The 13,815-nt window shown below is 49.6% G+C and carries 12 protein-coding genes; 7 read left to right on the forward strand and 5 right to left on the reverse strand.

Annotated elements, in window-relative coordinates; genetic code table 11:
- Nucleotide 1: 1 nt before the first annotated feature.
- Complete coding sequence (locus LEUMU_RS0109280; RefSeq protein WP_022952012.1) at nucleotides 2–364, reverse strand: BufA1 family periplasmic bufferin-type metallophore; 363 nt, start codon at nucleotides 362–364, stop codon at nucleotides 2–4.
- Between the two features lie 196 nt (nucleotides 365–560).
- On the opposite strand from LEUMU_RS0109280, the gene LEUMU_RS0109285 reads away from it, so the two are divergent.
- Entirely contained in the window at nucleotides 561–1,427 is an 867-nt protein-coding gene (locus tag LEUMU_RS0109285; RefSeq protein WP_022952013.1) for a pirin family protein, read from the forward strand.
- Between the two features lie 70 nt (nucleotides 1,428–1,497).
- A complete protein-coding gene (locus tag LEUMU_RS0109290; protein ID WP_022952014.1) occupies nucleotides 1,498–1,818 on the forward strand; it encodes an isoamylase early set domain-containing protein in 321 nt (106 codons plus the stop codon).
- Nucleotides 1,819–1,879: 61 nt separating this feature from the next.
- Here LEUMU_RS0109290 and LEUMU_RS0109295 read toward each other — a convergent pair whose 3' ends face one another.
- Nucleotides 1,880–3,010: a flavin monoamine oxidase family protein gene (locus LEUMU_RS0109295; RefSeq protein ID WP_022952015.1), complete on the reverse strand. Its 1,131-nt coding sequence runs from the start codon at nucleotides 3,008–3,010 to the stop codon at nucleotides 1,880–1,882.
- Between the two features lie 258 nt (nucleotides 3,011–3,268).
- Between LEUMU_RS0109295 and LEUMU_RS0109300 the strand changes: the two genes are divergently transcribed.
- Entirely contained in the window at nucleotides 3,269–4,129 is an 861-nt protein-coding gene (locus LEUMU_RS0109300; protein WP_022952016.1) for an alpha/beta hydrolase, read from the forward strand.
- 5 nt (nucleotides 4,130–4,134) lie between these two features.
- Here LEUMU_RS0109300 and LEUMU_RS27875 read toward each other — a convergent pair whose 3' ends face one another.
- The 3 genes from LEUMU_RS27875 to LEUMU_RS27880 all read right to left on the reverse strand — a co-directional run bounded on the left by LEUMU_RS27875 (nucleotide 4,135) and on the right by LEUMU_RS27880 (nucleotide 9,469).
- Complete coding sequence (locus LEUMU_RS27875) at nucleotides 4,135–5,277, reverse strand: GGDEF domain-containing protein (protein WP_022952017.1); 1,143 nt, start codon at nucleotides 5,275–5,277, stop codon at nucleotides 4,135–4,137.
- Between the two features lie 160 nt (nucleotides 5,278–5,437).
- A complete protein-coding gene (fumC, locus tag LEUMU_RS0109310; protein WP_022952018.1) occupies nucleotides 5,438–6,829 on the reverse strand; it encodes a class II fumarate hydratase in 1,392 nt (463 codons plus the stop codon).
- A gap of 153 nt (nucleotides 6,830–6,982) precedes the next feature.
- Complete coding sequence (locus LEUMU_RS27880; RefSeq protein ID WP_022952019.1) at nucleotides 6,983–9,469, reverse strand: Ig-like domain-containing protein; 2,487 nt, start codon at nucleotides 9,467–9,469, stop codon at nucleotides 6,983–6,985.
- A gap of 262 nt (nucleotides 9,470–9,731) precedes the next feature.
- On the opposite strand from LEUMU_RS27880, the gene LEUMU_RS0109320 reads away from it, so the two are divergent.
- The 4 genes from LEUMU_RS0109320 (at nucleotide 9,732) to cphA (ending at nucleotide 13,814) form a co-directional block, all read left to right on the forward strand.
- Nucleotides 9,732–9,965, forward strand: a complete 234-nt coding sequence (locus LEUMU_RS0109320) for a DUF5062 family protein (RefSeq protein ID WP_022952020.1) — start codon at nucleotides 9,732–9,734, stop codon at nucleotides 9,963–9,965.
- A 163-nt stretch (nucleotides 9,966–10,128) separates the two neighbouring features.
- Entirely contained in the window at nucleotides 10,129–10,428 is a 300-nt protein-coding gene (locus tag LEUMU_RS25370) for a type II toxin-antitoxin system RelB/DinJ family antitoxin (RefSeq protein ID WP_051155997.1), read from the forward strand.
- Nucleotides 10,428–10,826 (forward strand): type II toxin-antitoxin system tRNA(fMet)-specific endonuclease VapC, encoded by a 399-nt coding sequence (gene vapC, locus LEUMU_RS0109330; RefSeq protein WP_026744632.1) that lies wholly within the window; start codon nucleotides 10,428–10,430, stop codon nucleotides 10,824–10,826. Before LEUMU_RS25370 ends, vapC begins: the two co-directional genes overlap by 1 nt.
- A 144-nt stretch (nucleotides 10,827–10,970) precedes the next feature.
- Nucleotides 10,971–13,814 carry a cyanophycin synthetase gene (gene cphA / locus LEUMU_RS0109335; protein WP_022952022.1) on the forward strand — a complete coding sequence of 948 codons (2,844 nt, stop codon included), beginning with the start codon at nucleotides 10,971–10,973 and terminating at the stop codon, nucleotides 13,812–13,814.
- Nucleotide 13,815: the final 1 nt, after the last annotated feature.

The raw sequence follows: 13,815 nt of genomic DNA on the forward strand, positions 1-13,815 counted from the left end.
CTTATGGCAGGTTGCGATCTAGTTCAGTTTTAGACGCTGGGCCTTCTGGTGTGTTGATGAACTCGCAGCTGCCTTTGGGTGCATAAGTCCAGGCGTTTCCTTGGAAATCAACGGTTGAAGTACCCTGACAGCTAGTGCCTGCACCGGCTTTACAATCGTTCTCTGCACTCAATGCAATTCCGTAGCATTTATCTTTACGGCCTGATATTGCTGCGCCGCCAACCCAAGCATTAAAACTCTCTTTTACATTCGTTGGGGCTTCAGCCGATATTCTTAATTGATCATTGGGTTTTGCATTGGCAACAGAGCCTACTAATGCTAATGCTGCGCCGGCCATTAATGCTTTGCTAATTGAGTTACTCATAACTTCCACCTTATAAAATTAATTAAGTTGTTTAATTCATAACATCGTTTCAATGTTGTTTCTATTTACGCGAGGCTTGTTTTTTTGGATGCTAAATAATTTACTTTTTTTAATGTTGTATGATTTTCTGGTATCCCATGCACTACACTAAGCACTATTATCTCAATATAAAATTCACCAGTCAGGGAGAAAAATCATGTCTGCAATTGATCAGTTAATACAGCCCCGCACCGAAGATCTTGGCGAGTTTTCGGTACGCCGCATGTTACCCAACGCCAAGTGCCGCGCGGTTGGTCCGTGGGTATTCTTCGATCATATGGGGCCGGCCGATTTCCCAGCAGGGCCGGGTATTAATGTGCGCCCTCATCCCCATATTAATCTGGCGACGGTCACTTACTTATTCGAAGGTGAAATTTTGCACCGCGACTCTTTGGGCTGTGAGCAAGCCATTCGCCCCGGTGATATTAATCTGATGGTGGCAGGCAGCGGCATTGTGCATTCTGAGCGCGAGCGCCCTGAGATGATGGAGTCCGACCGTCGCTTACACGGCTTGCAACTGTGGTTGGCATTGCCCGAGGCCGATGAGGAAACGCCACCGGAGTTTTTGCACTATCCTAGCAACGACATTCCCGCGCTCACTTTAAATGAGGTTCCAGTGCGCGTGATGCTGGGTAGTGCTTATGGCGTCACCTCGCCAGTTAAAACCTTTGCAGAAACCTTGTATGTAGAAGCCACGTTGCAAGCCGGTCAGCGCTTGTCGATTCCCGATGTGGACGAGCGTGCGGTGTATGTTGCAGGCGGAGAAGTTGAAATTAATGGTGAGTTGGTGCCGGAATTCGCACTGGCCACATTAGATACTGCGTCAGGGCTTGAAATTATTGCCAAACAGCCTAGTAGAATTGCTATAATCGGCGGTGAAAATATTGGACATCGTTATGTATGGTGGAACTTCGTTTCCAGCCGTAAGCAACGTATCGAGCAAGCAAAACAAGATTGGGCCGAAGGACGCTTCCCCCTAGTCCCCGGTGATGACGCGGAATTTATTCCACTACCCGAGAAATAACCCCTGCTTGATACACAGCGCATAGTTCCGATGGCCTTTTAACCGTCTTTTAGATAATCCAGGTAAAACCATGAGCTTAAAAAAACAGGTTCTTAAATCACGTCCGATTTGTAAAGTCACTTTTCGGGTCAGCAAAGAAGCCGCCGATGGCGCTAAAACGATTTATGTCGTAGGCGATTTCAACCATTGGGATGAAACTGCCAGCCCGCTAAAGCGTTTAAAAAGCGGCGAATTCACCACTATGCTAGAACTGGACACCACTCGCGATGAGTATCAGTTCCGTTATCTTTATGATGGCGAAAACTGGGAAAATGAGTGGGAAGCCGACGGCTATGCTGATAATGGCAATGGCGGCGAAAACTCGGTGGTTAAAGTCACTGCTGACGCTTAACCGCAACACGTTAGAATCTCGCATGGCATCTCAATCGGGATGCCACGCGAGGCTAATTGCTTTATTTCAGCTTGAGGTCTGGCGCTTTTAATAGCTCAGAAACTGCTCTAACACTGGCCTCCAGTGCCCCTTCCAAATAGCCGTTAAACCGGCTGCCATTCGGTGCCGTCTCGGTCCCTGACCAAATTAATCGCTGCGACCAACCCGCTTCGACAATCTGTTGAATGTCATTGCTTGGGTGCGAGGTCATCATTTCCTGATCTAGCGCTGTCGCGGTTAGCCGGTCTTTAGCCCAATCTTTGAAGTAGATATCCAACGGCGTTGCAGCCTGTTCACCAAATAATCGTACCAGTTGCGCAATAGCCGCTTGCTTTAAAGCCTGCTGATCGCCGCGATGCACTGCCGGAATACCCATAAACCCAAATAACGCCGCCGGGCCATCACCTGCCGGAGAGGCATCGTGAATTTCATGCATCGGGCCAACTTGGCTCACGCAATCACCAGAGAAGCCTTGCTCCAGCCAGAATGGGGTTTCGTAAAAGGCAAGGAGTTTGGCATGACCTGCCATCCAAGTCTGTACGCCATTGAGCACGGTAACGCGTGGTTCAGGGAGCGCTGGTGCAAAGCAAATTTGCTCAACAGCAACACGAGGCGGTGCGGCAATCACCACAGCTTCACAGTTTAGCGTGATGGGCTTGCCATCTAAGGTTACAGCGGCGCGAATGCCTGACTCTTGAGCGTCAATATATTCAAGCTGGGTTACTAAAGCATTGAGCATGACAGTGTCAGCAGACAAGCCCTTTTCCAAGGCCGAAATCAACTGCGCATTGCCACCTCGCATACGGTAGGAACCCGCCATGGAAATGCCCTGAATACCACGCACAATCTTGCCTTCTGCATTTTCATACACGGCATCGCCCGTTTCTTGCTGCATAAAAACGGACTCGGTCAGGCCTAATTCCTGAACCAGATTTTCCATATGGGATTGACCAGGCCAGAACCAAGCGGGGCCCATATCGTAAGCAGGCAGGCTGTCAGTGTAGTCAGCCTGCTGCCAATTGCGTGACATAATCCGCCCGCCCAAACGAGGACGCGCTTCCAGCAGTTTGCAGTCAATGCCCTGCTGAGCCAGCGTATAAGCAGTGTGTAGGCCGCTTATGCCGCCGCCGATAATGAGTACCTTTGTGTCCAAGCGAGCATCCTCGATTTACAGTGTGTGGCAATGGTAGCACTGTACGGGAGGACACAAAGGATTTGAGGTTGAAATTGTTACAGTGCAGGCAACGGTGGCAGTTTCTGGCCTAACCATTTTTGTGACAACTCATCCAGCTTAGCAAAGTTGATTAATATCAATGCTATTGAAGTACAGAAGAAGAACACTGCCGCGAAGTATCAAAACACCAGAATACCAACATCTGGTCGTCATTAATTTACTTAGAGGCACGTACTGTTGAATTTACTTTTTATACTTATCTTTGTCGTCGCCATAATTATCGGCTTGGCGCTAATCGCCATCCACCTAGGCTTTCGCGCGCCCCGAAACAAAGAACAAAGCACTCCGAAGGATATCGGCATTGAGTATCAGCAGGTACAAATTCCCACGCCCTCCGGCAAGCAGCTATTCGGCTGGCTCCTACCCAAGCCCAACTCCCATGAAACCCTCATCATCCTGCATGGCTGGGGCAGCAATGCCGAAATGATGCTGCCTATCGCCGTGCCATTTTATGAAGCCGGAATGAATGTGCTGTTATTTGATGCCAGAAGCCATGGCAAGAGTGATGCGGATACCTTTTCATCCTTACCCCGTTTTGCTGAGGATCTCGGTAGCACCATTGACTGGTTGAAACAACGCCATACAGCCGCCGAAAAAATAGCGCTGCTAGGACATTCAGTGGGTGCCGGAGCGGTATTACTGGAAGCATCGAAGCGCGATGATATTTCGGCGGTGATCAGCCTCTCGTCATTCGCCCATCCCGCGTGGGTGATGCAGCGTTATTTGCAGCACTTTCACATTCCCGCGCCATTTCGGAAAGTTGTTATGCGCTATGTGGAATGGGTGATCGGGCATCGCTTTGCCAGCTTTGCGCCGCTGGATACCGTGTGTAAAATTCAATGTCCGGCGTTACTCGTACATGGCAAAGATGACACCACGGTAACGGTGGATGATGCGCGGGCGATTATGGAAAACTGCCCGAAGCCGCATTTAAGCCTGCTGGAAATTGATGATGCGGGACATGACTCCGTGGAGAAAATTGAGGAGCATGGCTGGGAGCTGGTGGCCTTTTTGCGTAAAGCGGGATTTGATTGTTAACACTGCTACGTCAAACAGCCATCCCCCATTGAAATCAGATAATTATTCTTGCCTGACTTCTTCACCTTATACATCAGCTCATCCGCCTTCATTCGCAAGCTTCTGGCAGTACTCGCGCCATAGGGATACCCCGCTGCACCAATACTAACCCCAACCCTAAGCTGAAAGCGGCCATACGTCACCGGCCGACTAATCACCTCAACCAAGCGCGCGCACAGCTTTGAAATATCGGTGATGTACTCAACCTTTTCAATTACCACCAAAAACTCATCGCCGCCGGCTCGGCAGGCTGTATCTGATGACCTGATGGTAGAAAGGATTCGCTTCGAAACTTCCTTGAGCACCACGTCCCCCGCTTCATGACCGTAGGTATCATTAATCGCTTTGAATCCATCCAAGTCCAAAAATAGCAACGCCGATTGATGACCGCCCTTTTCAGCTGAACTAATCACAAAATCCAACCGCGCATCGGCAAGCCGAAGTGATGGCAAGCCCGTTAACGGGTCATGATTTGCTAAGTGTTCGATCTTTTGCTTTTGCTCTTCGATGATTTCATTTCGGTGCTCCAGCTCACTGAGTAAAGTGACGATTCGCTCTTGCAAGAAGGACACACTCAAACCGATCAGGCAGAAAAATATCAGCCCAGCCACCAGCACAACCACCCAAGTCGAGAGCGAGGCCATATAGTGCTTATCGCCACTGGGAACCACGCTACCGGCGTAAACAAATAAGTACATGCAATAGCCATAAACGGCCAGCACCAGCGGCAAAACAAACCAAGTCACTCGCTTATTCAGGTAAAACAATGGCAACATCAAACTAAACACGGCAGCAAATGCACCTCCACCTACCAAGCCGAATTCACTCAGTTCAACCAGCGCCTCGGCAATTCCCAGTCCCATGTAGCAGTACACTTTTGCCGTAAAAGGGATTCGATTGCCGAGTAGCAAAATTAAAAAAACGACGGCAATAATCACGTAATCTGCGTTACATAAGTTTGGCCATGTTTCGTTATGCGTGCGAAAAACAGAGGCGGGAATCGCAATCAATACGAGTGGAAGCAGGTAAACCGCTAAACGGTTCAGCGCCTCTACTTTAAAATCTTCCAACTGCTGCTGAACATTTTTGGAGGTTTTTTTATTTTTCATAAGTCACGAAGTCGCCGCTAATTATTCTGCGTTAGAATTATTTCTGATGTAGCCCCGCCACTAACTTCTTAAAATGCACAGAATTTATGCGAGTCTAAATTGATTATGAATTGATCATTGTAGACTACCATCCAGCATAATATAAAGGTTTATATGTTAACTATTTAAGTGACCCCAACATCAGTTCCGGGTTTACCCATTGATCATATTGCTCAGCACTGATCACTCCGCTTAGGATGGCTTCCTCACGCAGTGTCGTACCATTTTTATGTGCTTTCTTGGCTAGCACTGCAGCTTGGTCATATCCAATTTCTGGCACAAGTGCAGTCACCAGCATGAGTGATCGATTAAGGTTGTTACTGATATTCTCCAAGCGCGGATTTATCCCCGCAACGCAACGTGTATTAAATGACTCCACCGCATCGGTGAGTAGCTCAATGGATTGAAGCACATTGTAAGCAATCATCGGTTTGTACACGTTCAGCTCAAATTGACCTTGGCTGGCGGCAAACGCTACCGCCGCATTATTACCGTGAATATGCGCACAGACTTGAGTCAACGCTTCGCACTGTGTGGGATTCACTTTGCCCGGCATAATGGATGAGCCCGGTTCGTTTTCCGGCAATGCCAGTTCGCCTAAACCAGCACGCGGGCCAGAAGCCAGCAGTCGAATATCATTCGCAATTTTATAACAAGCCATCGCCGCGACATGAATAGCGCCATGTACCGCCAGCACGCCATCGTGCGCTGCGAGCAAAGCAAATTTGTTGCTCGCCGTTTCAAAAGCATAACCACTGTCAGCAGCTATTTGTTGTGCGACCTGCTCTGCAAAGCCAAGGCTGGTATTCAAACCCGTACCCACAGCCGTACCACCCTGAGCGATCATCAACAGTTCAGAGCTGCTTTGTTTAATGCGCATAATGGCCGCATCAATTTGAGCAGCATAGCCAGAAAACTCCTGACCCAGCGTTAGCGGCGTTGCATCCTGCGCATGGGTACGACCAATCTTAATAATTGAAATCCACGTTTCCGCTTTCAGTGATAAGGTTTCCTGAAATGACTCCAGTGACGGGAGCAAATTTTGGTGTATCGCATCGACAAATGCGACATGCATCACCGTTGGAAAAGTATCGTTCGATGACTGCCCCATATTGACGTGATCATTGGGATGTACTGGATTTTTAGAGCCTAACTCGCCCTGCAAAAGCTCAATGGCTCGATTTGCAATGACCTCATTAGCATTCATATTGGTTTGCGTGCCGGAGCCCGTTTGCCAAACAACCAAAGGGAAATGATCATCAAGCTCACCATCCGCAACCTCATTGGCGGCTTGCACGATCGCATCGCCAATCGTTGAGTCTAATCCACCCAGCGCCATATTGCTCTTGGCCACAGCAGCTTTAACCAAACCAAAGGCACGAATAATGGGACGTGGCATGCGCTCATTGCCGATGGGAAAATTAAGCAAGCTGCGCTGTGTTTGTGCGCCCCAGTAGCATGATGCCTCTACATCGATTTGACCAAAACTATCGGTTTCAACTCGTACTGCCATCTTAATGCTCTCATCCGTTGATTTCGTCGACCCTAGCAAAAGGGGGAGGAGTATTATCCTACCCCCTTAGCATCGGAATGGTCTAATCTAAATCAATTGAATGAGAATGGCACCACCCTGTGGGGTGAACGCCATCACTTGCGGTTAACGTTTCTAGCCACCGACATTCACAAACACCTGAATGGCATTGGCACGGCCTTGAGCATCGCTAATGGCATACCAAAAACTATCCATACCAGTAAAGCCAGTGCGTGGCTTGTAGTTTAGTTTGTTATTTACCGCCGCGACTGTCGCGCCATTGACCGAGTACTGGTTAACATCCAGAATGCTCAAACCAACGCCGGTATCGTTTGCCAACACATCAATCGTCAGCGCTGTGTTTAGCCCCGTGCTAACCGTCTCGCTAATAGCTACCGGATAAGGTGCTTCACCAGTCACATTAATAGTCACCTGACCACTATTTAAGCGACCTTGGAAGTCCATCAACACATACCAGAGCTTGTCCTCACCCACAAAATCTTGCTTTGGCGTGTAGACAATTTTACCCGTGACAATCGACACCCGACCACCGCGTAATGACCAAGGATTAGAGCTGGAAATACTCAAGCCCACACCCGTATCGTTAGCCAGTACATCAATAGTCAGCTCAGTGTTCGCAGGCGTACTCACGGCATCATTCACGCCAACGGGGTATGGATTAGTATCGGCAACGGCTTTCACATTCCATAACTGAGGCAAGTGGCTTGGGATAAAGTTATAGCTGATGGCATCGGCATTGACCGCATTTTCACGACGGTCCAGCGCTTGTGACTTACAATGCTGCGGGCGGAAGTTAAACTGACCACCATTGCGGGTGAGAATCCAACGGCGGTTTTTACCTACATCGGAAGTCGCTCCGGAGATCGTACTTAAGTTAGCACAGGCCGAATTCTCAACTTCTAAGAAGCGACCGCTAAAGGTATTTTGGATGGTATAGATACGGCTGCCAAGATGCTTAATCTTCCAGCGCTGATCATCCCAAGGGCCAGCGTTAACCATGCGTGATTTGAAACTATTCCAGCTTGGTGCGGCTAAGCGTTGCTCGGTATCTGGCGCTTCTAACCAATACTCCCCATCGGCCAGTAGCGGCGCAACAAAGGCATCCCCCACGCGGACAACTTTAGAAATACTGGGAGTGCCGGCTGCATTCATTGCAAACAGCATGTAATTGCCCGGTGGTGCCAGATTGCGGCTTGGCATTTTAACTGAGTAATTGCGCGGCGCATTCACATCAAAACTTAAGGGTACACGGCGTTGTTCGTTATTCACACTGTGCGTTGCAGAGCTGGCGCGGACTAATGACATTGAGCTGATATCTGTGTCAGTAATCACATTGATATAGCCATCGTAGGTGGCGGTAGTCGGTGCTGAGGTAATAACAGGACGCGTGGCTAAAGTGCTGCTGCCCTCATTAAACAAATATGGTGGCGAGTAAATTTCCGCATCGGGATGGTTCGTGGTACAGGTGTTACACAGGCCGCCACCGCCAACAAAAATACGTCCATCATTCAGCAAAATAGCGCTGCTGTGATAGGTGCGTGGTGTGGCCATTGCGGCTAGCTGAGTCCAGGTTTTAGTAGCAGGGTTCCACAGTTCTGGCGTAAGTACCGCATCTAAATCAGAGAAGATGATGGTCTTTTTCATGCCGCCAACCACAAACACTTCACCGTTAGGTAACACAACCGAATTATGCAGCGTGCGGGCAAAGGCCATGTTCTGCACTTCTTCAACCACTGGCGTGTCATTATTGATGTCGATAATGTGCGTTAGTTTCGTACCGGGATAGCCGCCGCCATAGGCTTCTGCGCCCCCTACTTTCAGAATTTTGCCAACATCGTACATCACGGTCGTGCCGTTCATGGAGTACGGATCATTACCGCGAGTTCCAGCGTTGACGACTTTATTCGCGCCATCCGGGTCAATCCAATGCATATTCCGACTTGGGCCTGCATGGAAAATTTTTCCGTTAGGTGCCGCCCACAGCCACGCGTGGTTATCATCACGGTACTCGCCTTGTGGCTCCTCTTCCGAACCATCGCGCACCGTGGCATCGGAGGTGATTTCAGGGTAAGCCACCCAACCGGACTCCTGCGTCCATAACTCGGCGTTCTTACCGCCAATTGGCCCACTCCATGAGCCGCCCAGCGTAAACACCGAGCCATCACCCATGGTGACATTGCCTTGGTAACCGCGAATCGTGTTCATCGCTTCACCTGCTTCCCAATTGCCGGTCGCGGGATTGTAAATACTAGTTTTGTCGTTACCCGAACCACCTGCGACTAACACGCGCCCATCCGGCAAGTTATTAATACCCGGACAAAACATATCGTGGCCGGTATTGCTAACGAGTACCGTGGATGAGGTTTGGTTATAAGGGTCGAAAATAGAGGTATAGGTTTTGCCCTCATTGCCGCCGAAGGCGAGTCGGTCTTTGGCTGACCACGTTAGCAAATTGCCATCGGGCAGATTGGCCACCGCCACCGGCACGATTTCCATTGGAATAACGTTAGTCCAGCTACCGCTTTGAGAGTTGGCCAGTGCATTCGCTGATATCGCCAATGGCATCAGCAGCAAAGCATGGCGTAGTAATTGTGTTTTCATAGTGTGAGTCCCTTCTTCCTTTAGGCGAGCTGATTCAATAAGCAACTAAATGTTGGGGGAGTAAACATTCAGCAGATTTGGTTATTGTTCAGTCATTATCAAAGACACTATCCTTGGATTGTCAGGCATGGAACAGGCACAGAGCTATAGGAGGCTATTGAGACGTGACAGACGGACGGTAGCTAAAATGAAAAGCCGCAAGCATCCACCGACCTCAACCCATTTCTGCTAGACTAAAGATTAATCACACAGGAGGCCGACTATGAAAAAACTAAAAAATGAAAAAGAGATGGTTAAAAAGGCAATCGCAGAAGGCGTGAAGTATGGCGAGGCGCGTGGCGTTGTTGAATTTGAACCCACTGATTCTGCGGCGGATAAAATTGAGTATATTTACCGTCTGTTAGTGCACGATAAAATCATTCAGCCTTTACCTAATGATCAGATTTCACAGCTTTCGATGAAGCACCGGATTGCGATTTGGGCGTCTAAGTTATAGCGGCCAATCCAGAAGACAGGTATTAAATGATAGACCGTTTTTGGCTTTGTCTACAAATCTGCCAAGGCGGTCGAGCCGAAAATCGGACTAGTTTTTCAGGGATGGCGACGCTATAATTTGTATTGCAATGTAAGTTTAATGCAATACATATGAGGTGATAATCATGAAGACTGCAGCCATCAATGCACGTATAGCCCCTGAGCTAAAAGAAGATGTTGAGTCCATCTTATCTCGTCTTGGCATGACAACAACGCAAGCAATTACCATGTATTTTGAGCAGATCAAGATGAAGCGTGGTTTACCTTTTTCCGTCACCTTAGCCGATGATGCTGAGCTGCAAGCAGCCACGCCACAGGCTAAAGGCTGGCCCGAGGGCTATTTCGAGAGCTTAGCTGCTTGGGAAGGAGAAGATATTGTTCGACCGGATCAAGGTGAATACGAAACGCGCTTGGAGTTTGATTAATGTATTTACTGGATACAAATACCTGCATTCAAATCATTAATCGCCCTACGGGTGTCGTTGCAGAGCGGTTCCGTCGACACGAGCCTCATGAAATCAATTTGTGCAGTGTTGTAAAAGCAGAATTATATTACGGAGCCCGAAAAAGCCAGCAGGTGGAATCAAACCTTGAACGGATGAAGTTCTTCTTCGCACCATTAGGAAGCCTCCCTTTTGATGATCGTTGCGCCGCAGAGTATGGTCAAATCAAAGCGATCTTGGCAGCTCAAGGCCAGCTGATTGGGCCGAATGATTTACTGATTGCGGCTATTGCTCGTGCTTACGACGCCGTGTTTGTCACCAATAATACTCGTGAGTTTTCTCGGGTCACAGGCTTACGTTTAGAAGACTGGCAATCCTAGGTACTGCCGTTAGCAAATTTTAGGAGATACATGCCCATATGACATTGCGTGTATTTCCCCCTAACAGTGTTATATTGAGGCTCCCCAATCAACCATCCACCTCAGCTCAGTCTGTTGCGTGGTGGTTCCCCTCAGGAGCGCTGCATGCAAATCATTTCAACCAACGTCTACGTCGGGCCTAACGTCTTTGCTTTATTTCCAGTCATTCGCCATGTCATCGATATTGGTGTGCTGGAAGACTACCCTTCCGTCGTCTTGGGTGATGCATTTATTGATGGCTTGGTTAGCGCAATCCCCAGCCTAGCCGAACACGGTTGCTCCTACGGTGAGCCCGGTGGATTCTTGCGCCGCTTGCGTGAAGACGAAGGCACGTGGATGGGCCACATCTGGGAACACGTCGTGCTGGAATTACAAAGTTTGGCAGGCTCCGATGTCACCTTTGGTAAAACGCGCAGCGCCACCAAGCCCGGCCAATACAATATGGTCTTTGAATACCGCCAGCGTGACGTGGGCTTAGCCGCCGGAAAACTTGGTCGCAGCTTACTGATTTCCTTGTTACCTAAGGAGATTGCCAAGCAATTACATACTGACATCGATGCAGACTTTAATTTTGAAACCGAGCTGCATGACTTTATCCGCTTTGCACAACGCAAAGAATTTGGCCCGAGTACCGCCTCATTAGTGCATGCCGCTGAAGCGCGCAATATCCCATGGATTCGCTTAAACAATTACTCGCTGGTGCAGTTCGGGCAAGGCAAACACCAACAACGCATTCAAGCCACCATCACCAGCCATACCAACCACATTGCAGTTGAAATCTCCTGCGATAAAGAAGACACCCATAATTTGCTAAGCGATTTGGGCCTGCCAGTGCCACGACAACAAATGATTCACAGCGCTGAGCAAGCCGTAAGAGCCGCTAAGCGAATTGGCTTTCCGGTTGTGGTTAAGCCACTGAATGCCAATCATGGTCGCGGTGTATCGATCAATTTACGCAGCGATGAAGAGGTCACTACCGCCTTTGATTTTGCCCGCACCCAAGGCACCAGCCGAGCAGTATTGGTGGAATCTTACCTGACCGGAATGGATCATCGCATGTTGGTGGTCAATGGCGAGCTGGTGGCGGTTGCCAAACGCGTTCCAGGACACGTCACCGGTGATGGCAAGCACACGATTAGCGAGTTAATTGAGATTGTAAACAGCGACCCACGACGAGGTGTGGGTCATGAAAAGGTATTAACCCAGCTATTAATGGATGACCAAGCCCAGCGCTTGTTAGCCAATGCCGGCCACACGCCAGACAGTATTTTGGATGAAGGCAACATTCTCTACTTACGGGATACCGCCAATTTATCAACCGGCGGCACCGCGATTGATATGACCGATCAGGTGCATCCTGATAACCGTGAAATGGCCGTGCGTGCGATTACCGCTGTTGGCTTGGATGTTGGTGGCGTGGATTTCCTAACCTCCGATATTACCCAATCGTATAAAGATGTCGGCGGCGGGATTGTTGAAGTAAATGCCGCACCAGGCTTCCGCATGCACGTAGCCCCAAGTGAAGGCCAGCCACGTGATGTGTCGGGCAAAGTGATTGACATGCTGTTTCCACCCGGCACGCCGAGCCGCATCCCGATCGCCGCAATTACCGGCACCAATGGTAAAACCACCACCTCAAGAATGCTGGCGAATATCCTGAAATCCTCCGGCCATATTGTCGGTATGACCTCGACCGATGGCGTGTATATCGACGGCAAGCTGTCAGTAAAAGGTGATATGACCGGCCCTGCTTCCGCGCAGATTGTATTGCGTGATCCGGCGGTGGATTGTGCGGTCATGGAAACGGCACGTGGCGGTATTGCGCGCTCCGGTTTGGGTTATCACGAAACTGATGTGTCCGCGATTTTGAATGTGCAGAGCGACCACCTCGGCCTGCGCGGCATCAATACGCTGGAAGAGCTGGCAGAGATTAAGCGCATCGTGGTGGAGGTTGCCAATGATACGGCTGTGCTCAATGCCGATGACCCACTCTGCCTGAAAATGGCTAGCCACACTCGCGCCAAGCACATTTGCTATGTCACGCTGAATATTCAACACGGCTTGGTACGCGAGCATATCCGCTCCGGTGGCCGCGCGGTGGTGCTGGAGTCCGGCATCAATGGCGAAATGATTACCATCTATGATAAAGGCGCACACATTCCGCTGCTCTGGACGCATTTGATTCCCGCAACGCTGGAAGGTAAAGCCACGCACAATGTGCAAAACGCCATGTTTGCAGCGGCAATGGCCTTCAGCTTAGGCAAATCGCTGGATGAAATCCGTCATGGTTTACGCACCTTCGACACCAGCTTCTTCCAAGCTCCGGGTCGAATGAATGTCTACGATGAGCATGCCTTCCGCGTGATTCTGGATTATGGCCATAACGCCGCCAGCATCACACAAATGTCGCAACTGGCTACCAAGCTGGAAGTCGCCGGTAAGCGCATTGTGGTCTTGGCTGGCCCTGGTGATCGTCGTGATGAAGATCTGGTGAATATTGGTAAAGCTGCGGCGGGACATTTTGATCTGTATATCTGTAAGGCGGATGATGACCGTCGCGGACGTGGCGATGATGAAGTACCACAGATGATTGCTGCCGCATTGCGCGAAGCTGGGGTTGCTGATGAGGCGATTATTATAATCCCCGATGAGCAAGAGGCGATTGATCAGGCCTTAGCTAAAGCTGAGCCTGACGATTTACTGCTGATTTTTGGCGATGCCATTACGCGAAGCTGGAAGCAAATCACCCGCTTTAACCGCGAGCCAAATGCGGATGACGAATTAGAGGATGTTGTCGATAGCACCAAAAACGCCACCAAGCCGCCAAAGGTTGTGCCGATGCTGGATAGTGGCGAAGCAGATCCCTTTGTATTGGAAGCGGGCATGAAGCTGGTGAAAGACGAGCGCGGTGTGCGTATTGAAGCAACCGATAGCGAAGACTCGGATTAAG

This window comes from Leucothrix mucor DSM 2157 (assembly GCF_000419525.1).
Lineage (GTDB): Bacteria > Pseudomonadota > Gammaproteobacteria > Thiotrichales > Thiotrichaceae > Leucothrix > Leucothrix mucor.

What these genes read in the sequence shown, in the direction of transcription:
- LEUMU_RS0109320 (WP_022952020.1), top strand. Translation starts at nt 9,732, where the DNA reads ATGAAAAAACTAAAAAATGAAAAAGAGATGGTTAAAAAGGCAATCGCA.
- LEUMU_RS0109280 (WP_022952012.1), bottom strand. Translation starts at nt 364, where the DNA reads ATGAGTAACTCAATTAGCAAAGCATTAATGGCCGGCGCAGCATTAGCA.
- LEUMU_RS27880 (WP_022952019.1), bottom strand. Translation starts at nt 9,469, where the DNA reads ATGAAAACACAATTACTACGCCATGCTTTGCTGCTGATGCCATTGGCG.
- LEUMU_RS0109285 (WP_022952013.1), top strand. Translation starts at nt 561, where the DNA reads ATGTCTGCAATTGATCAGTTAATACAGCCCCGCACCGAAGATCTTGGC.
- fumC (WP_022952018.1), bottom strand. Translation starts at nt 6,829, where the DNA reads ATGGCAGTACGAGTTGAAACCGATAGTTTTGGTCAAATCGATGTAGAG.
- LEUMU_RS25370 (WP_051155997.1), top strand. Translation starts at nt 10,129, where the DNA reads ATGAAGACTGCAGCCATCAATGCACGTATAGCCCCTGAGCTAAAAGAA.
- LEUMU_RS27875 (WP_022952017.1), bottom strand. Translation starts at nt 5,277, where the DNA reads ATGAAAAATAAAAAAACCTCCAAAAATGTTCAGCAGCAGTTGGAAGAT.
- cphA (WP_022952022.1), top strand. Translation starts at nt 10,971, where the DNA reads ATGCAAATCATTTCAACCAACGTCTACGTCGGGCCTAACGTCTTTGCT.
- vapC (WP_026744632.1), top strand. Translation starts at nt 10,428, where the DNA reads ATGTATTTACTGGATACAAATACCTGCATTCAAATCATTAATCGCCCT.
- LEUMU_RS0109290 (WP_022952014.1), top strand. Translation starts at nt 1,498, where the DNA reads ATGAGCTTAAAAAAACAGGTTCTTAAATCACGTCCGATTTGTAAAGTC.